This is a genomic window from Telluria aromaticivorans (assembly GCF_013003915.1).
GTDB classification, from domain to species: domain Bacteria; phylum Pseudomonadota; class Gammaproteobacteria; order Burkholderiales; family Burkholderiaceae_D; genus Telluria; species Telluria aromaticivorans.
Map to the genome: position 1 here is coordinate 186,729 of NZ_JABAIV010000007.1, position 22,247 is coordinate 208,975.

20 protein-coding genes are annotated in these 22,247 nt (G+C 66.0%); 8 read left to right on the forward strand and 12 right to left on the reverse strand.

The annotated features are described in order from the left end of the window. Positions 1-39: 39 nt before the first annotated feature. Positions 40-378, reverse strand: coding sequence for a DUF6152 family protein (locus HGB41_RS18450; protein WP_171087153.1), 339 nt, complete (start codon positions 376-378; stop codon positions 40-42). Between the two features lie 60 nt (positions 379-438). After that, positions 439-1,017, reverse strand: coding sequence for a histidine phosphatase family protein (locus tag HGB41_RS18455; protein ID WP_171087155.1), 579 nt, complete (start codon positions 1,015-1,017; stop codon positions 439-441). A gap of 120 nt (positions 1,018-1,137) precedes the next feature. Between HGB41_RS18455 and HGB41_RS18460 the strand changes: the two genes are divergently transcribed. Together HGB41_RS18460 and HGB41_RS18465 are read left to right on the forward strand one after the other, a co-directional pair. Further along, entirely contained in the window at positions 1,138-1,647 is a 510-nt protein-coding gene (locus HGB41_RS18460) for a GNAT family N-acetyltransferase (RefSeq protein WP_171087156.1), read from the forward strand. A gap of 21 nt (positions 1,648-1,668) precedes the next feature. After that, positions 1,669-2,355, forward strand: a complete 687-nt coding sequence (locus HGB41_RS18465; protein ID WP_171087157.1) for a DUF6624 domain-containing protein — start codon at positions 1,669-1,671, stop codon at positions 2,353-2,355. On the opposite strand, the gene nfsB is transcribed toward HGB41_RS18465, so the two are convergent. Both nfsB and HGB41_RS18475 read right to left on the reverse strand, forming a co-directional pair. Further along, positions 2,342-2,995, reverse strand: coding sequence for an oxygen-insensitive NAD(P)H nitroreductase (nfsB, locus tag HGB41_RS18470; protein WP_171087158.1), 654 nt, complete (start codon positions 2,993-2,995; stop codon positions 2,342-2,344). The two genes, HGB41_RS18465 and nfsB, sit on opposite strands and share 14 nt — an antisense overlap. Positions 2,996-3,015: 20 nt before the next feature. Next, the gene (locus HGB41_RS18475; protein WP_171087159.1) at positions 3,016-4,023 is read right to left on the reverse strand and encodes a zinc-binding alcohol dehydrogenase family protein; all 1,008 of its coding nucleotides are present in this window, start codon (positions 4,021-4,023) and stop codon (positions 3,016-3,018) included. A gap of 100 nt (positions 4,024-4,123) precedes the next feature. Here HGB41_RS18475 and HGB41_RS18480 point away from each other — a divergent pair, with 100 nt between their 5' ends. Next, on the forward strand, positions 4,124-5,041 hold the full coding sequence (locus HGB41_RS18480) for a LysR family transcriptional regulator (protein ID WP_171087161.1): 918 nt from the start codon (positions 4,124-4,126) through the stop codon (positions 5,039-5,041). Here the strand turns inward: HGB41_RS18480 and HGB41_RS18485 are convergent. Both HGB41_RS18485 and HGB41_RS18490 read right to left on the reverse strand, forming a co-directional pair. Continuing rightward, complete coding sequence (locus HGB41_RS18485; RefSeq protein WP_171087163.1) at positions 5,038-6,099, reverse strand: NAD(P)H-dependent flavin oxidoreductase; 1,062 nt, start codon at positions 6,097-6,099, stop codon at positions 5,038-5,040. The genes HGB41_RS18480 and HGB41_RS18485 overlap by 4 nt on opposite strands. A gap of 63 nt (positions 6,100-6,162) precedes the next feature. Continuing rightward, positions 6,163-6,777 (reverse strand): LysE/ArgO family amino acid transporter, encoded by a 615-nt coding sequence (locus HGB41_RS18490; RefSeq protein ID WP_171087164.1) that lies wholly within the window; start codon positions 6,775-6,777, stop codon positions 6,163-6,165. Positions 6,778-6,872: 95 nt separating this feature from the next. Here HGB41_RS18490 and HGB41_RS18495 point away from each other — a divergent pair, with 95 nt between their 5' ends. Further along, positions 6,873-7,766: a LysR family transcriptional regulator ArgP gene (locus tag HGB41_RS18495; RefSeq protein WP_171087166.1), complete on the forward strand. Its 894-nt coding sequence runs from the start codon at positions 6,873-6,875 to the stop codon at positions 7,764-7,766. Here the strand turns inward: HGB41_RS18495 and HGB41_RS18500 are convergent. Continuing rightward, positions 7,763-8,224 carry a hypothetical protein gene (locus tag HGB41_RS18500; RefSeq protein ID WP_212761017.1) on the reverse strand — a complete coding sequence of 154 codons (462 nt, stop codon included), beginning with the start codon at positions 8,222-8,224 and terminating at the stop codon, positions 7,763-7,765. The genes HGB41_RS18495 and HGB41_RS18500 overlap by 4 nt on opposite strands. A 137-nt stretch (positions 8,225-8,361) precedes the next feature. Beyond that, entirely contained in the window at positions 8,362-10,617 is a 2,256-nt protein-coding gene (locus HGB41_RS18505; RefSeq protein ID WP_371868548.1) for a PhoX family protein, read from the reverse strand. A gap of 184 nt (positions 10,618-10,801) precedes the next feature. Here HGB41_RS18505 and HGB41_RS18510 point away from each other — a divergent pair, with 184 nt between their 5' ends. Beyond that, positions 10,802-13,513, forward strand: a complete 2,712-nt coding sequence (locus tag HGB41_RS18510; RefSeq protein WP_171087170.1) for a PAS domain-containing hybrid sensor histidine kinase/response regulator — start codon at positions 10,802-10,804, stop codon at positions 13,511-13,513. Positions 13,514-13,520: 7 nt separating this feature from the next. Here HGB41_RS18510 and HGB41_RS18515 read toward each other — a convergent pair whose 3' ends face one another. Beyond that, complete coding sequence (locus tag HGB41_RS18515) at positions 13,521-13,868, reverse strand: YnfA family protein (protein ID WP_171087172.1); 348 nt, start codon at positions 13,866-13,868, stop codon at positions 13,521-13,523. A gap of 178 nt (positions 13,869-14,046) precedes the next feature. Here HGB41_RS18515 and HGB41_RS18520 point away from each other — a divergent pair, with 178 nt between their 5' ends. Further along, positions 14,047-14,451: a DUF2750 domain-containing protein gene (locus HGB41_RS18520; RefSeq protein ID WP_212761018.1), complete on the forward strand. Its 405-nt coding sequence runs from the start codon at positions 14,047-14,049 to the stop codon at positions 14,449-14,451. Positions 14,452-14,493: 42 nt separating this feature from the next. On the opposite strand, the gene tssG is transcribed toward HGB41_RS18520, so the two are convergent. From tssG to tssE, 3 genes are read right to left on the reverse strand one after another with little or no spacing between them, the layout of a single operon-like run. After that, positions 14,494-15,573, reverse strand: a complete 1,080-nt coding sequence (gene tssG, locus HGB41_RS18525) for a type VI secretion system baseplate subunit TssG (RefSeq protein ID WP_171087174.1) — start codon at positions 15,571-15,573, stop codon at positions 14,494-14,496. Further along, positions 15,537-17,378, reverse strand: a complete 1,842-nt coding sequence (tssF, locus tag HGB41_RS18530; RefSeq protein WP_171087180.1) for a type VI secretion system baseplate subunit TssF — start codon at positions 17,376-17,378, stop codon at positions 15,537-15,539. The genes tssG and tssF overlap by 37 nt, the downstream gene beginning before the upstream one ends. A 2-nt stretch (positions 17,379-17,380) precedes the next feature. After that, positions 17,381-17,881, reverse strand: a complete 501-nt coding sequence (gene tssE / locus HGB41_RS18535) for a type VI secretion system baseplate subunit TssE (RefSeq protein ID WP_171087187.1) — start codon at positions 17,879-17,881, stop codon at positions 17,381-17,383. Between the two features lie 189 nt (positions 17,882-18,070). Here tssE and tssK point away from each other — a divergent pair, with 189 nt between their 5' ends. After that, positions 18,071-19,411 carry a type VI secretion system baseplate subunit TssK gene (gene tssK / locus HGB41_RS18540; protein WP_171087195.1) on the forward strand — a complete coding sequence of 447 codons (1,341 nt, stop codon included), beginning with the start codon at positions 18,071-18,073 and terminating at the stop codon, positions 19,409-19,411. Beyond that, positions 19,408-22,182, forward strand: a complete 2,775-nt coding sequence (locus tag HGB41_RS18545) for a type VI secretion system Vgr family protein (protein ID WP_171087197.1) — start codon at positions 19,408-19,410, stop codon at positions 22,180-22,182. Before tssK ends, HGB41_RS18545 begins: the two co-directional genes overlap by 4 nt. The last annotated feature ends 65 nt before the right edge of the window (positions 22,183-22,247 follow it).

A 22,247-nucleotide genomic window follows, 5' to 3' on the forward strand; every position in this document is an offset into this window, starting at 1 on the left:
GCAGGGACGCGGCCCAGCTGGCTGCCTCCTGCAGCGAGGTCAGCGCAGCTCCGTGGTCTTGTCCTTGATCGTGATGCGTTCGGCGCGCAGCTCATCGGCCTTGCTGCGGTGGGCATACCCCACCACCGTGGCCTGGCCGCCGACTGCGAGGTTTTCCTTCGGCAGGCCGCGGTTTTCCATACGGCTTGGGGGCGCCAGCACCACCAACCAGGTTTTATCGGCCGTCTTGAGGCGAACAAAACCGTGCGGCTGCATGTAGCCGGACTCCTCGATGGTGCCGGCCAGGGTCAGCGGCTTGTCGGCGTTGTATTCGCTCCAACCGTGGTGGGCGGAAGCAGTGGTGGCCACCAATGCGGCCAGCAGGAACCAGCGTTTCATGGGCACACTCCAGTGATGGAAAAGACACCTGATTCTACGCCCGGGTGGCGATGGGGACCGTCAGTTTTCGGCGACATGCGCGCGCAGGCGGCCGATGACGTCCAGCTTTCCCCGATCGGCCCGGGCGACCACGATCTCCCCCTGCGCCACCGATTCGTTCACCAGTGCGCGGATGTTGACGTCATGCGTCACCAGCACCAGGTTGTCCTTGCCGGCATAGGCGTCAACCCGGGCGAGGGTTTCGCGCACCTTGGCCTGTCCAGCCCCCTCGCTGTCCCGGAACATGGAATCGAGCATCGGGGCGTCTTCCACGCGGCCGAAGGCAAGGCGGGCGGTGTCGAGGCAGCGGCACCAGCGGCTCGACCATACCGGCCCGAGCGAAATGCCGCGCTGGCGGAAAGCCGCGCCGATCGCACGCGCGTCACGCTTGCCGGCCTCGGACAGGTTGCGCTGGGTGCTGCAGACGCCCAGGCGAAAACCGGGAGGATCGCCGATGCCGGGATGGGTAGCGGCATGGCGGATCAGCAGCACATGGCCGCCGGCCTGCAGGCGCTGCCACAGGTCGTCCTCGCCATTGGCCGCCGCCAGGCGCCCGCTTGTGAGCGCGGCAATTGCTGCTAGACAGTGTCGTCGAAGCATGGTTTTAGCCTCCGTAGCCTTCGTCGGATCGATATTCATTATCGATCCGGGCGCCGCAGATGAGCGCACGACTGCCGGAATCGGCTAAGCTGATGCGTTCACCCATCCGATCCGACCGCCATGCCGACCCAGCGCCCGGCCACCCAGGCCGACCTTGCCGATCTGTGGACCTTGCGTACCCGTGCGGTTCGCGCGTCCTGCGCCTCGCACTATCCGGCCGGGGTGATCGACACCTGGTGCGCCAGCCCGGCGCCGGAGTCGCTCCCAGGGCTGGTGGCCGCCGGCGGCGCGCTGGTGGCGGAAGAAGATGGATGCATGCTCGGCTACGCCATCGTCAACCTGGACAGCGGCGAAGTCGATGCGGTATTCGTCGACCCGGCCCAGCAGGGACGCGGCATCGCCCTGCGGATGCTGGCGGCGCTCGAAGCGATGGCGATGGAGCGCGGCTTGAAACGGCTGTTCCTGTCGGCCTCGCTCAACGCGGTGCCCTTTTACGAGCGCGCGGGTTTTATCTCGCTGCGCGAAGAGGTCTATCCGCATCGCAGCGGGATTGGCTTGCGCTCGGTTTTCATGGAAAAGCCGCTTCCATGCGGCCAGCATGGACCGGGGCAGGGCGGCTCGGTAGACTAGGCCGGATACTTCGGAGACACGATGCACCGCACCTGCTTATCCACCGCGCTGTTGGCCGCCTGCCTGGGCATGTCGAGCCCCGCCCATGCCGACGCGGCTTGCAGCACCTATGCCGCTGACCTCGCGGCCATGACGGGCGCCGACCAGGCGCTGCGCAGTCGCATCGACTTCCTCGACCCGGAAAGTCACGCGCAAGTGAAGCTGCGCGGCCATCTGACGCTGGTCGACCGTCTCAATACCGAACGCCTGAAGGCATGGATCGCGCGCTGCGGTTGGCCATCCCGTGAGGCGCATGGCGACCGGGCGGCAGGCGACGCCTGGCTGCTGGCGCAGCATGCAGACCATGATGTCGCATTCCAGAAAGAGGCGCTGGTGCTGATCGAACGGGACGCCGACAGGAGCGGCAAGGGAGTAGATCAGCTGTTTGCCTTGATGAGCGACCGGATCGCGGTGGCGGAAAAGCGCCCGCAGCGCTACGGAACGCAGCTGGTATCGCGCGGCAGCGACATGTGCGACCTGGTCTTCGAACCGATGGACGACCGTGAACAGGTGGAGGCGCGCCGCGCGGCGCTCAAGATGCCGCCGCGGGACGCCTACAAGCGCTTGGTGCTGGAGATGCAGCACTGCCCAACCGGTTCATCGAAGGAATATCACTACGCCCCGCCAGCGCCGGACAGTCCGGCGCGCGACAAGCTCACACGAAAGTAAACGTGACTTCTTCCGGCAGGCGCGATTTCGGCAGGCCGGCATTGAAGTCCGCACCCGAGTGATAGCCGAAGCTGGCCAGCACCACGCTGGCGAGACCTTGCTCGTGCAGGCCGAATTCTTCATCCAGGATCTTCTGGTCGAAGCCTTCCATCGGCGTCGCGTCGATGCCGAGCGAGGCCGCGCCCAGCAGGGCGGTGCCGAGCGCCAGGTAGACCTGCTTTTCCAGCCACTGCGGCATGTCGCGGCTGCCGTAGCGGTGCTGGCGCACATAGCCGCGCCGGCCCGCATCCTGCCCGGCCCGGGCGGCATCGTCGCGGAAGCGGCCGTCGCGCCCTTCCTGCGCCAGCAGGCGTTCCAGGTGGGCGTCATCCATGTCGATGCGCGAGCAGAACACGATCACATGCGAGGCATCCTGGATCTTCGCGCTGTTGTAGACATAGCCGCCCTGCGCCGCTTTCGCGATGCGTGTTTTGCCTTGCGCCGTGCTGGCGACGATGAAATGCCAGGGCTGGGAGTTCACCGACGAGGGGCTGTGGCGCAGCAGGGCGTACACCTGCTGCATGAGGTCTTCGGGAACGCGGCGTTCGCTATCGTAGGCTTTGGCGGTGTGGCGCTTGCGGGCGGCGGCGAGGATATCCATCAGGTAGTTCCTTGGTGAGTTTAAAAGTGTTCGAGTACGATTTTACCGACCGCGCGGCCGCTCTCGATGTGCGCATGCGCACGGCGCAGGTTGTCCGCCGAGATCAGCCCGAAATGCTGGCCCAGCGTGGTGCGCAGGGTGCCGTCGTCGACCATCCGGGCCACGCGGTTCAGGAGCTCGTGTTGTTTGATCATGTCCGGGGTGCCGAACATGGAGCGCGTGAACATCAGTTCCCAGTGCAGCGAGATCGACTTGCGCTTGAGCGGCACGGCGTCGAGCGTGGCCGGGTCGTCGATCAGGGCGAACTGGCCTTGCGGCGCGAGCACGTCGACGATGCTGGCGTAATGCTGGTCGGTGTGGGTGAGGCTGATGACGATGTCCACTGCCGGGATGCGCAGCAGCTCGAGCTGTTCGCGCAGCGGCTGCGTGTGGTCGATGACGTGGTGGGCGCCGAGCTCGCGCACCCAGTTGCGGGTCTCTTCGCGCGATGCGGTGCCGATGACGGTCAAGCCGGTGAGCGTACGCGCCAGCTGGACCAGGATCGAACCGACCCCGCCCGCGGCGCCGATGACCAGCAGCGTCTTGCCGGCGCCGCCCTGCTCCGGCACTTGCAGGCGATCGAACAGCAGTTCCCACGCGGTGATCGAGGTCAGGGGCAGGGCCGCTGCCTGGGCAAAGTCGATCGAGGCCGGCTTGCGGCCGACGATGCGCTCGTCCACGGCCTGGTATTGGCTGTTCGAGCCGGGACGCACCAGTGAGCCGGCGTAGAACACTTCGTCGCCCGGCGCGAACAGGGTCACGCCAGCACCGACTGCGCGCACGATACCGCTGGCGTCCCACCCCAGCACGCGCGGCTGGTCTACTTTCGCACCGAGGCGGATCTTGGTATCCACCGGGTTGACCGACACCGCGCGCACTTCCACCAGCAGGTCATGGGCGCCGGCCTCCGGCATCGGCAGCTCGATGTCCTGCAAGGCAGCGGCGTCGCTGATGGGCAGGCCGTGCTGCGTATACACTACTGCTTTCATGTTGAATCTCCGGTAAGTTTGACTTGGAGGAGATTCTAATCTCGTCTCCTGCAACGAAAAACCAGCCTGGAGCGATTTCACTTTCACATCCAGAGAGAAAATGATCCGGTTTGACGATCTGGCGCTGTTTGTGCGCACCGCTGCCCTTGGCAGCTTTTCGAAGGCCGCGCGCGAGGTCAACCTGCTGCCCGGGCAGGCCAGCGCCGCGATCGGGAGACTCGAGCGCGAGCTGGACATCCGCCTGTTCGCGCGTTCGACGCGCAGCCTGCGCCTGACCGAGGAGGGCAAGCGCTACCTGCCGTTCGCGCAGGATGCGCTGCAAGCCTTGCGCGACGGCCATGAAGGCTTGCGCGGCGATGATTCCCGCTTGAGCGGTACGCTGCAGATCGCGGCGCCGTCGGACTTCGGGCGCAACATGCTACTGCCATGGATCTCGGAATTCCGCCGCGCGCACCCGAACCTCGATATCCAGCTGCTGGTGTCGGACCAGGTGGCCGACGTGTTCCGCGATCCGGTCGATATCGCGGTGCGCTACGGGCAGATCGACGACGCCAGTTTCATCGCGTTGCCGATTGCGCCCGACAACCGGCGCGTGCTGGTAGCCTCGCCCAACTACATCGCCCGCCATGGACGGCCAGGGTCGCTGGATGCGCTGGCGGAACACAACTGCCTGCAATACCGGCTGCTTGGCCGCACCTACGACCGCTGGATTTTTCCTTCGAGCGAGGGCGCGAGGGTCATCCAGGTATCGGGCCGCCTGGTTAGCGACGATGCCGACGTGGTGCGCCGGTGGGCAGTGGCGGGGGAGGGCATCGTCTACAAGTCGTGGCTCGACGTCAGCGCCGACGTAGCGGCTGGACGGCTCGAGGTGCTGCTGCCTGGCGTAGCGGGCGAACCGACCCCACTGAGCCTGGTCTGCCCGCACCGCAAGCAGTTCTCGCCGGCGGTGAAACTGCTGCACGCGCTGATCGAGGAGCGCTGCCGCCCACTGGCGCTGGCCTTGCTTGCGCTTGGTTAGGGCGTCTCGTTCATCTCCGCGACCAGCGCGGCTACCAGTTCGCCGGCCGGCATGCTGCGTGCCCGCGCGAATCCGGTGCCGCCCCAGTTGACGGAGTAATCCTGGTTGCCCTTGCTTGATGCTGCGGCGTGCAGCGCCTTGGCGGCGTCGTAGGCGATCGGGTAGTCCGGCAGCGGCGGATGGCCGGGCGCGCCGGCATCGAGGAACAGGCGGTTGACGATGCCGCGCGCCGGCCGTCCCGAAATGACGGCGGTGAGTTCGGTCTGCAAGCCGGCGCCCTGTGCGATCAGCGCGCGGTGGTGCGGCGGCGCCGACGATTCCGGGCAGGCGATGAAGGCGCTGCCCATCTGGACCGCACTGGCGCCATTCTCCAGCGCGGTGCGGATGTCTTTCCCGTCCATGATGCCGCCGGCGGCCACCAGCGGCACCGAGACCTTGCCGGATAACTCGCGCAGCAGCTCGAAGGTGGGCAAGGCCGCATCGGACGCGGACGGGTCGAACATGCCGCGATGGCCACCCGCCTCGATGCCCTGGGCGACGATCACATCGATGCCGGCCGCTTCGATCTGCTGCGCTTCTTCCAGCGAGGTGGCAGTGGTGAACAGCACGATGCCGGCCTTCTTCAGCGCGTCGATATGCACCTGGGCCGGCAGGCCGAAGTGGAAGCTGACCACGGCCGGGCGCTCGGCCAGCAGCAGCTCGAACATCGCGTCGTCGGTCATGAAGCTGCGGTAGATCTCCGTCAGGGCGGCCGGCGGTTCGGCGCCGAAGTGGGCGAAATGCGGACGCAGCCACGCTAACCAGGCCGCTTCGCGCGCCGGGTCGCCCGTCGCGGGCGCATGGGTGAACACGTTGACGTTGAAGGGCTTGCTGGTCATTTCGCGCACGGCGGCGATGGCGGCACGCGCCTGCTGCGGCGTGCTGGTGCCGACCGCGATCGAGCCGAGGCCGCCCGCTTCCGAAACGGCTGCCGCCAGCGCCGGGGTCGAGATGCCCGCCATCGGGGCCTGGATGATCGGGTAGCGGATGTTCAGCATCGACAGCAGGTTGGGGCGCATGATCGGCTCCGGCAAGTGAAGGTCGGAACACGATTATAGCGAAGGGTAGCCAATGCCGCCCACTTACGCTTGGCGCACCAGCAGGACGGCCAGCACCAGCATCAGGGTCCCGGTAAACGCTTCGATCGCGCGCCATACTGCCGGTCGCCCCAGCACCTGTGCATAGCGCTGCGCGCCGAGGCCAAGTGCCGCGAACCACAGCACCGACGCCGTCATCGCACCCGCGGCAAACGAGGGGCGGGCGTCGCCCGCCAGGCTGCTGCCGACGGCGCCGAGCAGCACCACGGTGTCGAGATAGACGTGCGGGTTCAGCAGCGACAGCGCGAGTACGGTGGCCAGCGCGCGGCCCAGCGTCTGTGCTTGCTGGCCAGAGAGTTCAAGCGAAGCGCCGCCGCGCAGGCTGCTCTTCCAGCAGCGCCAGCCATACCAGACGAGGAAGGCGGCGCCGCCATAGCGGGCCACCGCCAGCAACACAGGCGAGGCTTCGACGATCGCGCCCAGGCCGGCAATGCCGAGGGCGATCAGGAGCACATCGACCGCGATGCAGGTGAGGACCGTGGCCAGCACGTGCTGGCCGCGCACGGCGGTGCGGATCACGTGCGCGTTCTGGGCACCGATGGCCATGATCAGGCTGGCGCCCAGGCCGAGGCCCTGTAGAAAAATTTGTTGCGAAAACATGCGGACTCCTTGCGAGAACCGACATGCTCCATGTCAAAGCCCGCTAATTCAAATATATTCATGATATTTAAAGACGCATAAGAAAAATTAATCCAATGCAGATCGATCCCCGCCGCAGCGCGGCCTTCATGGCCGCTGTCGATACCGGCAGCCTGGAACTGGCCGCCGTGCAGCTGGCCATCACGCCGTCCGCCGTCTCGCAGCGCATCTCGGCGCTGGAGCAGGATTTCGGCACGCCGCTGCTGGTGCGCAGCCGCCCGTGCCGCCCCACTGGGCCGGGCACTCGCCTGCTGCAATACCTGCGCCGCAGCACGCTGCTGGAATCGGAATTCCTGGCCGAGATGGGCATGGACGAAGGGCCGGCGCGGGTGGCGCTGGCGGTGAACAACGACACGCTGGCCACCTGGCTGCTGCCGGTGCTGGCGCCGATCCTGCGCGCCGAAGAACTGCTGGTGGAATTCGTGCTCGACAACCAGGGCCACACCTTCGCCCTGCTCGAGCAGGGCCGCGTGGTGGCCTGCATCTCGGGCGAAGCCACGCCCATGCATGGCTGCACGGTGAGCGCGCTGGGCCTGATGCGCTACCGGATGGTGGCCTCGAAGGGTTTTGCGCACACATGGTTCCCGGATGGCTTCAACCGCGACGCCGCGCAACGTGCGCCGGTGGTGGTCTTCGACCGCAAGGATTCGCTGCAATCGGCCTTCCTGCTGAAGCACTTCGGGCTGCCGGAAGGCGCCTATCCGTTTCACTATGTGCCGGCGAGCGACCCGTATGGCCAGGCGATCCGCCTCGGCATGGGCTACGGCCTGCTGCCGCTGGAGCAGTGCGAAGCGATGCTGCTCGACGGGACCATGGTTGACCTGACGCCGCACCTGCATGTGGACGTGGCGCTGTACTGGCACGCCTGGCGCATCCAGCCGCCGCGCCTGGAGCGCATGGGTGCGGCGCTTTTGAAGGCCGCACGCGGCGCGCTGCTGCCGCTTCCTTAGGGCGTTGACGACAGGCTGACCAGCCGCAGGCGCGACGGCCGGCGGCGCTCCACGGCCTGCGTCCGCTCGACCGGCCAGAACTGGGCCACGCCCCACAACACTTCGGGGATCAGGAACAGCCACACCAGCAGCAGCCCGCCCTGGGCCAGCGCCCAGATCATCCAGCCCGCAAACATGAAACGCCCGGCCCCATCGTAGCGCCCCAGCGCCAGGCTGGGCTGGAACAGCCGCATGGCCGACCACAGCATGACCAGGCTGCCCATCAAACCGGTGATCAGGATGTTCACCAGCGCGAACGGCGCCAGCGGCTCGCCTCCCAGCCAGACATTCGTGCTTGATAACTGGGCATGCAGCATGGCGAAGGTCCAGGGCGTGGCGAAGGGCGCGGTGACGACGATGTCGTACAGCGCGCTGGCACGCGTGATGTGGAAATAATTTGATAACGACATGCTCGGCATGGCCTGCTCCTGCAGCTGGATTGCGCATCTCCCGATGCTGCCATGCCTGCTTCGAGCGTTTCTTGCGATGAACGAAAAAAGGGCCGGATGCCTGCGCATCCAGCCCGAAGGGAAACGGAGAACGTTTGTCGAAACGATCAGGTGCCGATACGGCCCCCGTCGTTCTTGGTGATGACGATCGTCGCCGAGCGCGGGCGCTTGCCGGCGCCGTAGCCGGCATTCGACGGCCACTGGCTTGTGTACTTGCTCGGATCGCCGACGTTGGCGGACGCGGTGCTTTCACCCGGGTGCTGGATGTTCACGAACAGCGCCTTGCCGTCCGGGGTCTCGGCGATGCCGGTGATCTCCGAACTGACCGGGCCGACCAGGAAGCGCTTGAGCGTATCCGGAGTGGCGGCCAGGCCGACATAGGTGTCCACGTTCAGGCTAGTACCGTTGGCGCGCGGATGGCTCAGGGTGACTTTCTTGCCATCGCCAACCTGGCCCGGCACGCCGGCCAGCATCATGCAGTTGGTGACATCGGTGTAGGCGCCATCGTCGGTCTGGAACCAGCAGATGCCGGTGGCGGCGCTGAAGGCCAGGCCGTCCGGGCTGGAGAAGTCCTGGTCGGCGGAGAGGCCCGACAGGTTGACCGTGGCGGCGGCAGCGGCGGCTTCGGCGCCGAACAGGTAGACGTCCCAGCGGAAGCTGGTGGCGGCCGAACCGGCGGCGCCTTCCTTGACGCGGATGATGTGGCCATTCGGGTTGCCCACCTGCGCAGTGCTGCCTTTCATGTCGGTGTAGACGCGCGGGTTGGCGGCATCCGGCGCGGCCTGGCTCGCGCCGCTCGGTTCGACGCGGCGGTTGCTGTTGTTGGTCAGCGTGAAGTAAATCTCGCCATTGACCGGGTTCACCGCGCACCATTCCGGCCGGTCCATCCTGGTGGCGCCCACGGCGTCGCCCGCCAGGCGAGCGTTGACCAGCACGTCGGCCTGATCGGCGAATTTATACGCTGCATAAGCGGCAATCAGGGGATTGGCGATCGACAGCTCGATCCACTGGCCCGTGCCGTCGGCCAGGAACTTGGCGACGTACAGCTTGCCGTTGTCGAGGTATTTGTCGCCGGTGGCGATGCGGTCCAGCGGCGTCGCATCGGCAGCCGTCCACAGCGCGGTCGACACGTACTTGAAGATGTATTCGTTGCGCGAATCGTCGCCCATGTATACGGCCAGCGGCTGGCCCACGACCACCTTGCCGAAGGCCGCGCTCTCGTGCGCGTAGCGGCCCAGCGCGGTGCGCTTCTTGATGGCGCGGGTCTTGTCGTAGGCATCCATCTCGACGATATAGCCCATGCCGTTCATCTCGTTGCGGTAGTCGTCGCTGCCATCGAGCGAGGCGCCCTTCCGGCCCAGGTTCCAGCGCTGGTATTTATCTTCCACGCCGCCGGTTTCCCAGCCATGGCGCGAGGCGGCCCCGGCGTCGCGGCCGTAGCGCTTGAGCGAGACCACGCTCTTGTCGCCGCGCGCGGCATCATCCGTGCTGGCGCGGGTGAAATAGCCCGACCAGTTCTCTTCGCCCGACAGATAGGTGTTCCACGGGGTCTTGCCGGTGCCGCAGTTGTTCAGCGTGCCGCGGATTTTGGTGCCATTGTTCGAATACTTCGTGACCACCAGCGCATTGCCGCGCACCGGGCCCGAGATCTCGATCTCGGTCTGCTGGTGCACGCGGCGGTTGAAGCTGGAATCCTTCAGGGTTTCCCATTTCGCGCCGGTGCGGCGCACTTCGACCACCGACAGGCCATGCAGCGCCATTTCCTTGTCTACTTCCCCCGCCGGGCGCGGCAGGCTCATGGTGCCGCCGTTCGGGTGCAGGAAGAAGGCCGACAGCTTCTCGTCGATGGTCGCTTCGTGGTTCATCGCCAGCAGGCCGCGGTCGTTGGCGGTGGTCGACGCCGCACCCAGGCTGGAAAGCGGGAAGAATTCCATGCCGTCGTGCTGGTCGCCGGCGCGGTTTTCATGGTCGGTATCGGTGCCGTCGTTCTTGAACGCCGGCGTGGACGCGGTGAGCGGGTCGCCCATGGCGTACAGCACGCTGGCCGTGTAGCCGGCCGGGACCACGACAGTATCGGCCAGGCTCTTGGACACGGCGGTAAAGCCGAGCAGCTTCTCCGCCGGTGGCGTGACCACCACCGGCGGGGTGCTGGTGGCCGGGGCGTCGTCGCTGGAACCGCCGCAGCCGCCCAGGCCCAGCGCGCCGAGCATCGCAGTGGCGGCCGAGGCGGCGCCGCCGCGCAGCAGGCTGCGGCGGCTCAGGCGCGCTTCGAGCACGCTGCCGAAGTGTTCATTCGACGAGACGTTCGTATCGATGTCGTCATGGTCGACAGGGATACGGGCGATGTCTGGCGGCTTGTTCACGGATGGTCCTGTTGGTTGTGGGAGAAGTCCCTGCATGGTAGGCAGCCCAGATGACTGCCTTGTGACGATTCGATAACAGTTTCGTGACAAACCAGTCTATCCAGCGCCGTGTGGCGCGCCGTGCAGATATACTGCCCGGTACCCTCCCATCTCGCGCAGCAGCGGCCCACCAAGGACAGATTGCATGCAGCATCGCAGTACCCCCGCCCCCACCATCGACCCGGCCGCCCTCGGCCTGCACCTCTTCGAAGCCAGTCCCGACTGCGTCAAGCTGCTTGACGCCGAGGGACGCGTCGTCGCCATGAACCGTAACGGCCAGCGCGCGATGGACATCGCCGACCTTACACCCTTGGTGGGCAGCGTCTGGGCGACCTTGTGGCCGGCCGCCAGCCATGCCGAGATCGACGCCGCGATCGCGGCTGCGCGCAGCATCGGCAACGGAAGCTTCCGCGGCGCCTGCCCGACGGCCGCGGGCACGCCCAAGTGGTGGGATGTCACGATCAGCGCGGTGGGCGCGCCGAGCGACGGACTGTTGGTGGTCTCACGCGACATTACTGCCCGGGTGCAGGCCGACGCCGAGCGCGAACGCCTGCTGCGCCAGCTGCGCGCCGCCAACGACCGCATGGAAGACGTGTTCCGGCAGGCGCCGGCCTTCATGTGCGTGCTGAGCGGCCCGGACCACGTGTTCGAGATGATCAACGAACGCTACCTGGAACTGGTCGGCGGCCGCGATCCGGTCGGCGTGCCGCTGCGCGAAGCGCTGCCGGAGATCGCCGGCCAGGGATTCATCGAGATGTTCGACCGGGTGTACCGGACCGGCGAGCCATTTACCGGCACCGACGTGCCGGTCATGCTGCGGCGGCGCCCGGGCGCGCCGCTCGAGCGGCGTTTCGTCGACCAGGTCTACCTCCCGCTGCGCGATGCCGAAGGCAGGGTCACCGGGATCCTGGTGCACGGGGTCGACCAGACCGAGCGCAAGCTGGCCGAGATCGAACTGTACGAAAGCCGCGAGCGTTTCGAGAAGATCGTCAGCCAGGCCGCCACCGGCGTGGTGCAGATGGATCCGGAAGGCCGCATCACCCTGGTCAACCAGAAATACTGCCACATGGTGGGACGCTCCGAAGCCGACCTGCTGGGGACCAGCGTGTTCGACGTCACCGCCCCCGATTCGCTGCCGGTCACCTTCGAGGCGGTGCGCCGGCTGGCCGAAGGCGAAGCGGGCGTCATCGTCGACAAGCAGTACCTGCGCCCCGACGGCAGCCTGATGCCGGCCACCAGCAGCGTCAACGCGCTACGCGGCCCGGACGGCGAATTCCAGGGCCTGGTCGCGATCGTGGTCGATACCACCGAGAGCAAGCGCGCCGCCGAAAAGCTGCGCGCCAGCGAAGAACGCTACCGCACCCTGTTCGAGTCGGTCGACCAGGGCTTCTGCATCTTCGAGATGATCTTCGACGAGCAGGAACGGCCAATCGATTACCGCTTCCTCGAGATGAACAAGATGTTCGAGGCGCACACCGGCCTGCACGACGCGGTGGGCAAGACCGCGAAAGAGATGCTGCCCACGCTCGACAGCTTCTGGTTCGAGACCTATGGCCGGGTGGCGCTCACCGGCGAGCCGGTACGCTTCGAGAACGAGGCGCCAGCCATGAGCCGCTGGTTTGACGTCTACGCCACCCGCATCGGCGCGCCGGGCAACTACAAGGTGGCGCTGCTGTTCAGCGACATCACGACCCGCAAGCAATCCGAAGACACCCTGCGCAAGCTGGCCGCCGACCTGGCCGAAATGGACCGCCGCAAGACCGAGTTCCTGGCTACGCTCGCGCACGAACTGCGCAACCCGCTGGCGCCGATCCGCAGCGGCTTGAGCGTCATGCGCCTGAAAGGCGACAACCCGGCCACGGTGGCGCGCGTGCGCGAGATGATGGAACGCCAGGTCAGCCACATGGTGCACCTGATCGACGACCTGCTCGACATCGCCCGCATCAGCGGCGGCAAGCTCGAACTCAAGAAGGAGCGCGCCGACCTGCGCGCCGTGCTGTCCAGCGCCATCGAAACCAGCCTGCCCTTGATCGAGAGCGGCCGCCACGAGCTGTCGGTCAACCTGCCGGAAGCGCCGGTGATGGCCGACGTCGACATCACCCGCATCGCCCAGGTGGTAGCCAACCTGCTCAACAACGCAGCCAAGTACACGCCGGCGGGCGGGCGCATCGGCCTGTCGATGGAGGTCGACGATTGGGAAGCCGTGATCGCCGTGTCGGACAACGGCATCGGCATCCCGCAGGATTCGCTGTCGTCCGTGTTCGAGATGTTCAGCCAGATCGGCCAGCATACCGACCGCTCGCAGGGCGGCCTCGGGATCGGCCTGTCGCTGGTGCGCCGGCTGGTGGACATGCACGGCGGCTGGGTCTCGGCCGCAGGCAGGGGGCTGCAGGCCGGCAGCGTATTCACCGTGCGCCTGCCGCTGGCAGCGCTCGATGAAGCTGGCCTCGCTGCGGACAACGCGCACGCTGGCACTACCGGCGCAGCCGGCGAAGGCATGAAGATCCTGGTGGTGGACGACAACGTCGACGCTGCGGTCACGCTGTCGATGATCCTGGAAGCCTGCGGCTATACCGCGCAGGTGGCCCACGACGGCGCCGGGGCGGTGGAGGTGGCGCGGACCTTCCGCCCGCAGGTTGCCTTCCTCGACATCGGCATGCCCGGCATGGACGGCTACGACACCGCTCGCGCCATGCGCCAGGTGGCAGGCCTGGAAGGCATGACGCTGGTGGCCCTGACCGGCTGGGGCGCCGACAGCGACCGCCAGAAGTCGAACGAGGCCGGCTTCGACCACCATCTCACCAAGCCGGTGCAGCTGGCGACCGTGCAGGAGCTGCTGGGGCAGATCGCGGCCTGAGGCAGGGTCAGGCCTGGCGGTGGCCGAGGGCGATGCAGGCGGCCCCGAGCAGCGCCAGTCCCACGCCCAGGTAGTCGCTCCAGATCGGCTTGACGCCGTCCACCACAACCAGCCAGGCCAGCGCGGTCGCGATATACACCGCGCCATAGCTCGCGTACACGCGCCCGCTCGCCGCCGGATGCAGCGTCAACAACCAGACGAAGGCCACCAGGCTCAGCGCCGCCGGCAGCAGCAGCCACGCCGAACCCTTACCCGTGATCCACAGCAGCGGCAGGTAGCAGCCGAGCAGCTCGGCGACGGCGGTAATGAAGAACAGGCCGGCGAGGCGGCCGGTGGACAGCAGGTCGAAGGACATCGGCGGATGGGTCAGGCTGGCTTGTGGAAAACTTTAATCTTATCAACTGCCACCCACCCTTGCCAATTCACGCCGCGCAGCTTGACCTGCCTGCGCCACCGGTTCAGGATGTGCAGTATTCTCATGCTGAGAGCATGACTATCCGAACACGGCCCAGGCACGAAAGGCGGTGGACATCTTGAGCGAGCACACTCTTTCAGCAATCAAGCTGGGCGCGCAGCAACTGGCGGACGTCGTCACCCTGCCGGCGCCGCGGCGCTACACGCATTTCGTGCGGCAAGTGGCCGAGAACGGCGAAGTCTGGGGGCTGTACCGCGACGGCTGGGCGCTGGCCAAGACCGATGACGGCACCCTGGTGTTCGCCATGTGGCCGGCCAGCGAATTCGCCGACCTGTGCGCGGAATTCGAATGGGACGGCTACGAGCCGCAATCCTTCCCACTGGACGACCTCATGACCGACCTGCTGCCGCAGCTCGAGGAAGACGGCGTATTGCCGGGCATTTTCTATACGCCAGGCGAGCGGGGATTGACGCCGACCATCTACATGCTGCGCGTCGACCTGGAGCGGGAGTTGAACGGCTAGCTGAACGGTTAGCTGAGCCGCTGCCTGCATTGCCGACTGCGGCTACAGGCTGTGCAGTTCGTAGCGCACGTCGCGCCGGTCTTCCGTCTGCAGGCCTTCCACCAGGTAGGCATCCCACCCGAGCCGGCCTTCATCGCCGGCCAGCCGGATGTTGTGCACATCCGCCGCCAGCAGCACCAGCTCGACTTCGTATTCAAGCGACAGCCCGGTGAACATCGACAGCATGCTCTTTAACGCCCGTGCGGCCAGCCCGCCGGGCAGGAAATTGTTGAAGCCCGCGCGGTCGAGCGGCCCCACCACCAGCCGCAGGCGCAGGTCGCGTTGCCAGACCCGGACGCCGGCGATGGTGCCGACGCCCAGCACCGCATTGCTGCTCCCCAGGATGGTTTGCTGGCTTGGTGGCACATCGTACCAGCAGCCGACGAATTGCTCGGCGACGACATGCTGGCCGAAATATTCCGACAGCACCCGCGCCAGCTGGACGCTCGAAGCCGGGCGGTGCCGGATCGAGGCCGCGAAATAAGCCAGCGATTCATCCAGCACCGTGCCATCCTCGCTGGCGGCCAGGCGCCGTCGCAGCGACTTGTCGCCCAATCCTGCGAGGCTCAGCAGCAGCGGCAGGAAGCTGTCCTGGCCATCAAGCTGGTATTGCAGCGCCAGCCGGTATTTGCGCCAGGCTTCGTAAAACAGCGCCAGCGAGCGGTTCGAGAAGGTGTCGAGGAAGGCGCGCGCGCCCTCGTCCTTTTCCAGCGACTGGTGTTCGGCGATGCGCTCGGTGTAGTGCAGGGGCAGGATGCCCTGCCCGCCCAGCAATCCCATGAAGGCGGGTGTCAGGCGGATGTATTTGAGGGTTCCATCCTTCAGGGCGGCGCCGAGTGGCGCAGCTTGGGTGTCGATGTCGCGCGGTTCGGTGTGGATCGCCTCGACCTGGCTGGCCGGGAAACCGAGAGACAGCGAATTCTGGAAGCGCAGGAAGTTCGCCACCAGGTCCTTGCACGGCAGGCCACGCCGCCGCGCCCACAGTTCGAGCATGCGCACCGCCTGGAAGTACTCGAAGCGGTAGGGCTCCCGGAACAGGCGGTCGATTACAGCAGGCTCAAATCGCCGCTGCGTGGCTGGCATGTCAATAACTCTTCTCCGGTTTTGTTCGACACGATCACCAGCTGGGTGAAGCTGTTGGCATGCACGTAGAGGGCGAGGAAGCGCTCGATGATCTGCGCGAAGGCGTGGATGCCGCTGCCAATAAACGCTTCTTCATCGATGCTCAAGCGCACCTCGACGCCGCGCACCAGGCAGGTAAACGGGTTACCGGCCAGCCAGGTAGTGGCGGCGCGCTGCGCGATCGCCTTGATGCCGCCGATCTGGCGCTGCGACGAGGGCGAGCGAGGGAGGTCGTACAGCGCCAGCATCTCCCGAAAAGCCTCGACCCCGCCATCGGCCAGCGACAGGTGGTTCAGTGCCAGGTGCGAGATCAGGCGCCAGTGCGCGCCGCGCCCGCTCGCAAAGCGGTACGAGGCCGTTGGTTTGCGCAGGAAGGCGATCGCACGCACGCTGGAGCCGCCCTCCATGAACAAATCGCCGCCCGATTGCCCATAGCTCAGCGAGGCGGGGAGGTCGCGGTTGGTGCAGGTCAGTTCGATGTTGAGGGTGTCGGTTTCGACTTCGGCCGGGTCGAAATCGATGTCGACGATCGACACCTGGGTCTCGAAGCCGGGGCTTTTGTCAGCCAGCGATTCGTCGCGCCGCACCGCGTAATAGTGGCCAGCGTCTTCCGGCGCCTGCGCATGCCGCAGCGCATAGAAGGGGCGGAACTGCACCAGGGTTTCACCCTGCGGCGTCTGGCGCAGCAGGTTGAGCGATTCGATCGCATACACCTCGTAGGCAAAGGCGCGCCGCGCATCGGCCAGCACTGGATAGCTGGCGCTGGTATGCGTCACCCGGATCGGCTCGCCGCGCTGGCGGAACACGTTGATCACCGGCGTGCAGCCCAGCTGGACATTATTGGTGGACAGGGTGCCGAGCATGCGCGCGGTGTTCGAATCCGAGCGCAGGCCGGACAGCGCCAGGTGCAGCGTCAGCGTGCGCGTCCCCGGCGGGGCAGCAGCCGCCAGCGCGGCCAGGTCGATGTCGAAAAAATTGAACTTTTCGGGAAAACAGAAGTATTCGGTGAGCAGCCGGTAGGCGGCATGCGAGCGCGCCGGGAAATCGATCATGGCTTCGTCCTCGCCGAAGCCGGCCGGGTGCACCGGGACCGCCGGCAAGCTTGTCCAGCGCCCGCTGTCCCCGGCTTCGACATAGGCGCTTACTGTGCGCATGAACAGCGCGTCGCGCAGGGCGGCGCAGAACGAGGGCTCCCCATCGATGAAGATGCGCAGGCTGGGCAGCTCCAGCTGGGCCAGCGCACCCTGCTCGGCGGTGCAGGCCAGGGTCAAGCTGATGCTGGACGATGCCGCCCCCGGCAGGCGCACGGCCTCGGGCGCGTCGATGATGGCGGAAAACCTGGCGCGGGTCAGCGCGACCGGCGCCACCACCACCGGATAGACGGTGCGGAAGGTGCACGCGGCGCCGCGTACCGGCCGGGTGTTGAGCTGGGTGCCGCGTGCAATCAGGCTGGCGCCGCCCTGCTTGGCCGCGCCGCCGAAGTCCATGCGTGCGATCGAGCACGAGGGGAAGGGACGCAGGTAATGCGGGTACAGCACCTCGAACAGGGCTTCGGTGAATTCAGGGTAATCGTCGTCCAGCCGCCGCGCGATGCGCGCATTGAGCAGCGCGAACGATTCGATCATGCGTTCGGTATGCGGGTCTTCGCACACCTCGCCACTGATCAGGAGGCGTCCGGCAATGCGCGGATAGCGCTCGGCAAACTCGCGCAGGTTGCGGCGCAGGTAGCCAAGCTCGCCTTCGTAATACGGGAGCAGTTGTTCCATGTTCAGGCTCCGACCGGTGCCGGACGCATTACTTTACCGGCCTTGCTGATGCTGTATTGCAGGGTCGATGGCGTCAATACGGCGTCGAAGTTGACCGGTTCCTGCGACACGCTCGCCACCAGCACGGCCGTGATCGAAAAGTTCAGGCGGTTCACGGAATCGTCGCGCATCTCCAGCAGCGCACGCACGTTGCGCAGGCGCGGCTCATGGCAGCCGATGGTTTTTTCGATGCTGGCGCAAATCGCCGCGCGGTCGGTTGGGCTCGACAGGCAGAGGTCGGCAAAGTCGTTCAGGCCATAAGTGACCATCGAGCGGCTGCATTCCGGATAGGCCTTGAGCGCGCCGTCCACGATGCTCGAGCGCGTGTTGAGGAGCGACTCGAGGTCGCGCGCCACTGTGTCCTTCAGTTCCTCGATCGTCATGCGCGCCGCTGCGGACTGGCCCTGGCCGCGGTTCGGCACACCCAGCAGGCGGTCGAACAAGCCTGGCGTATATCCCTTCATGGGGCTTCCTCTACCTGTCTCCGGTTGACCCGGGCACCGCGTGTGGACGGAAAAAAACCAAACCCGATGTTGCCACGGCGCGCAGCACCAACGTTTGATCAACTTCACATAGGCAACCCATTGGAGTTGTTATGGTTTCCGGAGAGTTGTTCCACTGAATACGACAAAAACTTGAGCGAAGGCAGAGACATGACCAGCAAGGTTCTCTGGGGCGAAGGCCTGTTATTGCGTCCACAGCACTTCCAGCGGCAAGACCACTATCACGAACAATGTCTCCACAAGAGCATCAAGGCCGTGCACCCCTATGCCTGGGGCGTCGACAACCTGCAGGTCGACCGCGAGGCGCTGGCCAACAGCATGCTGCGGCTGCTGGCGCTGTCGGTGCGCTTCCAGGACGGTGAACTGGTCGACGCGCCCGAGATCGACGCGCTGCCCGAGACGGTGGACTTGAGCCTGCTGCAGCAATCGCAGCAAACGGTCACCTATTACCTTGCCCTGCCCGGGATGAAACCGTTCAGCGGCAATTTCGCGCCGCCAGGACAGGCGACCAATACGGCGCGCTTCGTCCAGGCCAACGGCGACACGCCCGACCTGTACACGCAGGCGGCGCCGGTGCAGCTGGCCTACCTGAAAAAGGCGGTGCGGCTGGTGTCCGAGTTCGAGCCGCGCGATTCTTATGTTCACTTCCCGCTGCTGCGGCTGCGCCGCGCGGCCACCGGCGGATTCGAGATCGACGACAGCTTCGTGCCGCCTTCGCTGTCCCTTAGCGCGGCGCCGGTGCTGTTCCAGGCCCTGCGCCGCCTGCTCGATGCGCTGCAGGCCAAGGTCGCCGCGCTCTACGGCCACCAGCGCGAGCCGAGCCGCAACGTGGTGGAGTTCCGCTCCGGCGATATGTCCTCGTTCTGGCTGCTGCACACGGCCAGCTCGGCCTATGCGAGCCTGACCCACCACTTCCACCATCCGGCGCTGCATCCCGAACGCCTGTACGAAGGCTTGCTCGACGTGGCGGGCGGACTGATGACCTTCTCCAAGAGCTGGACGCTGGCCGATTTGCCGCCCTACCAGCACGGCGACCCGGGTCCGGCCTTCGCCAAGCTGCACATGATCATCCGCGAGCTGCTCGACACCGTGATCTCGTCGAAGTATTTCGCGATCGCCCTCAACGAAGTGCGGCCGTCTTACCACATCGGCATGCTCGACTCCGGCAAGATCGACGACAAGACCACCTTCTATGTCGCCGTGTCGGCCGCGATCCCGGCGGTGGAACTGGTGGACGTGGTGCCGCTGCGCTTCAAGGTCGGCGCGCCCGACGATGTCGAGAAATTCGTGCTGTCGGCCCTGCCCGGCGTTCGCCTGCAATACGCGCCGCAACTGCCGGCTGCGGTGCCGGTGCGGCCCGAGACCTGCTATTTCATCCTCGAGGCGAAGGGGCCGATGTATGAGCGCATGCTCAAGGCGCAATCGATCTCGATCTATGTCCCGGCTGGCATGAAAGAGCTGCGCCTGGAACTGCTGGCCGTCGCTGCATGAAGGCGGCGCCGGAGTTTGCCGCCCTGGGCGTCGCACTGGGGCTGTTCGGTACTGGGCTGAGCCAGCACGCGCGCCTGATCACGCTGGCCAGCGCCCAGGACAGCGGCCTGCCGGAATCCCTGGTCGCGGAGCAATTCACCGGACGCGAAGCTGTCAACGAGCTGTTCGCCTTTGACGTGGAGGCACTCAGCACCTCGACCGACCTCGACCTGGCGCTGTTCATCGGCGAAGAGCTCACTGTCGGCCTGCTGCAGCCGGACGGCGGACGGCGCATGTGGCACGGGCTCTGTACCGGGGCCTCCTGGCTGGGCGCGGACGGTGGCCTGGCGCGCTACCGGCTGCGGCTGGAACCGGCGCTGGCAATGCTGGCGCTGCGCCGCGACAGCTATATCTTCCAGGACAAGAACGTCCGCGACATCGCCTGTGAATTACTGGCGGATTATCCACAGGTGCGTTTCGATTTCCAGGTGTCGCAGGAACTCGCGCCGCACGCGGTCTGCACCCAGTACCGCGAGAGCGACCTGGATTTCCTGCTGCGGCTGCTGGCCTCGGAAGGGCTGAACTGGCGCTTTGAGCACGACCAGGCGGAAGACGGCGACGATGGCCCACATGGGCAGGCGCGGCACAAGCTGGTGATTTTCGATAGCCGGGCAACGGCACCCGCGACGCCGGGCGGAGACGTGCTGCGCTTCCATGGCGTGCGGGCCACCGAACATGACGATGCGATCGACGGCTTCCGGGCGCGCCGCACGGTGCAGGCCAATGCCGTGTCGATCAGCAGCTGGGATCCGGCGCAACTGCTGGCGCCAGGCGCGGAGCACGAATCGATGCTGGATGCGGGCGAGTTGCCCTTCCTGCAGGTCTATGACGGCAGCGCCGAACGTATTGTCGCCGAGCGCCAGGCGGCCGACTCGCACAGCGAACTGATGCTGCAGGCACTCGAGCTCGAGAACAAGGTATTCGAGGGAACTGGCGCCGTGCGCAGGCTGGCAGCCGGCTGCGCCTTCCAGCTGACCCAGCACGACCGCTATCCCGAGGGGGCGAATGCCTTCAAGGTGCTGTGGGTGCGGCATGAGGCCCGCAACAATTTCCAGACGGGGATTGTTGGGCTGGATGCAGCCAGCGTCGAGAATGGAACTTACCGCAACTCCTTTGCCTGCGTGCGCGAGGTGGTGCCGCTGGTACCGCGCGCGATCGCCGCGCCGCAGCGCATCACCGCACCCGGGCCGCAATGTGCGCTGGTGATGGGACTGGCGAACGACGTCTCGACCACCACGCGCGACCACCAAGTCCGTGTCCAGTTCGCATGGCAGCGCGGCGCCAATCCGAACGTGGGCGGCATGGCACACAACACCGACGGCAAGGGCTGTGCGCCGGGCAATGAAACGTCGGGTACCTGGGTGCGGGTGGCCGAGGCGCTGGCCGGACCCAACTGGGGCACCGTATTCACGCCGCGCATCGGCACCGAAGTGCTGGTGGATTTTATCGAAGGCGATATCGACCGGCCGGTGATCGTGGCCCAGCTCTACAACGGGGCGGACCTGCCGCCATTCTCGGCCGGTGTGGATTCCGGCGCCAATCATGCGGGCGCGCTGTCGGGGATCCACACGCGCAATTTCGATGGCAGCGGCTACAACCAGTGGCAGGTCGACGATACGTCTGGCCAGGTGCGCATGCGGCTCGCCACCAGCGTCGGCGCGACGCAATTGAACCTTGGCTACCTGATCCACCAGGAGCCCGGCAGCGCACAACGCGGCGCTTATCGCGGCAGCGGCTTCGAGCTGCGTACGGATGCCTGGGCCGTCATCCGCGGCGGGGAAGGCGTGTTGCTGTCGACGCGCGCCCGTCTTGCAATGGGGAGTAGCGTGAGCTCGACGCAGATGGATGTGGCGGAAGCGGTGGCGCAGTTCAAGGGTGCGCAGGAACTGACGACTGCGCTGGGCGATGCGGCGGCGGCGCAGCAGGCGCTGTTCAGCAAGGATGCAGCGAAGGCGCTGTCGGAACTCATCGAGCAGGTCGATCCGCAGGCGAAGGGCAAGTATGACGGTCCGGTGAATGGGCAGCAGGCATTCAAGGCCAAGGCGGGATCGCGCGAGATCGATGCCTCGCAGCCTGTGGAAAAGTTTGGTTCTCCCATCGTGCTGATGGATTCGGCGGCCAGCATCAACTGGGCGACGCCGGCATCGACCGTGCTGTTTGCGGGAAAACACCTGCAGTGGACGACGCAGTCGGATCTGCATATGACGGCCGGGCATACGTTTTCTTCTGTGGCCGGCGGGGCGGCCAGCTTCTTTACGCACTCGGGTGGGATCCAGGCGATCGCGGCGAACGGGCCGGTGTCGCTGCAGGCGCATACGGATGCATTGGAAATCCTGGCGGATAAGGAAGTCGTCGTGATCTCGGTGAATGACTGCATCGAGATCAAGGCCAAGGAAAAGATCGTACTGCAGGCGGGGGAGTCCTCGATCACGCTGGAGGGTGGGGATATTACGTTTGCGTGTCCGGGGACGTTTTCGGTGAAGGGGGGGCAGCATGTTTTTGATAAGGGTGCGAGCGTCGCTGCATCGCTTCAGTCCCTACCTGATTCCCGCCTAAAGCTTTTCGACGAAGCTTTCACTATTAAGGATTCTGACGGTCGTGCGGTTGCTGGGCTGCGTTACCGAATCGAATTACCCGATGGGACCTTTGAGGATGGAATTACTGACGAGGAGGGACAAACTCACGTCGTTATAGATGCTGAGGCAAAAGAACTTAAGCTTCATCTCTTTTAAAGGATGTGCCAACAGGACCATGCTGGCAAACAAATCAGCTCGTCAATAGACATGACGAATGTTCG

Coding starts and splice junctions, on each gene's coding strand:
- HGB41_RS18450 (WP_171087153.1), bottom strand. CDS start 378: ATGAAACGCTGGTTCCTGCTGGCCGCATTGGTGGCCACCACTGCTTCC.
- HGB41_RS18455 (WP_171087155.1), bottom strand. CDS start 1,017: ATGCTTCGACGACACTGTCTAGCAGCAATTGCCGCGCTCACAAGCGGG.
- HGB41_RS18460 (WP_171087156.1), top strand. CDS start 1,138: ATGCCGACCCAGCGCCCGGCCACCCAGGCCGACCTTGCCGATCTGTGG.
- HGB41_RS18465 (WP_171087157.1), top strand. CDS start 1,669: ATGCACCGCACCTGCTTATCCACCGCGCTGTTGGCCGCCTGCCTGGGC.
- nfsB (WP_171087158.1), bottom strand. CDS start 2,995: ATGGATATCCTCGCCGCCGCCCGCAAGCGCCACACCGCCAAAGCCTAC.
- HGB41_RS18475 (WP_171087159.1), bottom strand. CDS start 4,023: ATGAAAGCAGTAGTGTATACGCAGCACGGCCTGCCCATCAGCGACGCC.
- HGB41_RS18480 (WP_171087161.1), top strand. CDS start 4,124: ATGATCCGGTTTGACGATCTGGCGCTGTTTGTGCGCACCGCTGCCCTT.
- HGB41_RS18485 (WP_171087163.1), bottom strand. CDS start 6,099: ATGCGCCCCAACCTGCTGTCGATGCTGAACATCCGCTACCCGATCATC.
- HGB41_RS18490 (WP_171087164.1), bottom strand. CDS start 6,777: ATGTTTTCGCAACAAATTTTTCTACAGGGCCTCGGCCTGGGCGCCAGC.
- HGB41_RS18495 (WP_171087166.1), top strand. CDS start 6,873: ATGCAGATCGATCCCCGCCGCAGCGCGGCCTTCATGGCCGCTGTCGAT.
- HGB41_RS18500 (WP_212761017.1), bottom strand. CDS start 8,224: ATGCCGAGCATGTCGTTATCAAATTATTTCCACATCACGCGTGCCAGC.
- HGB41_RS18510 (WP_171087170.1), top strand. CDS start 10,802: ATGCAGCATCGCAGTACCCCCGCCCCCACCATCGACCCGGCCGCCCTC.
- HGB41_RS18515 (WP_171087172.1), bottom strand. CDS start 13,868: ATGTCCTTCGACCTGCTGTCCACCGGCCGCCTCGCCGGCCTGTTCTTC.
- tssG (WP_171087174.1), bottom strand. CDS start 15,573: ATGCCAGCCACGCAGCGGCGATTTGAGCCTGCTGTAATCGACCGCCTG.
- tssF (WP_171087180.1), bottom strand. CDS start 17,378: ATGGAACAACTGCTCCCGTATTACGAAGGCGAGCTTGGCTACCTGCGC.
- tssE (WP_171087187.1), bottom strand. CDS start 17,881: ATGAAGGGATATACGCCAGGCTTGTTCGACCGCCTGCTGGGTGTGCCG.
- tssK (WP_171087195.1), top strand. CDS start 18,071: ATGACCAGCAAGGTTCTCTGGGGCGAAGGCCTGTTATTGCGTCCACAG.
- HGB41_RS18545 (WP_171087197.1), top strand. CDS start 19,408: ATGAAGGCGGCGCCGGAGTTTGCCGCCCTGGGCGTCGCACTGGGGCTG.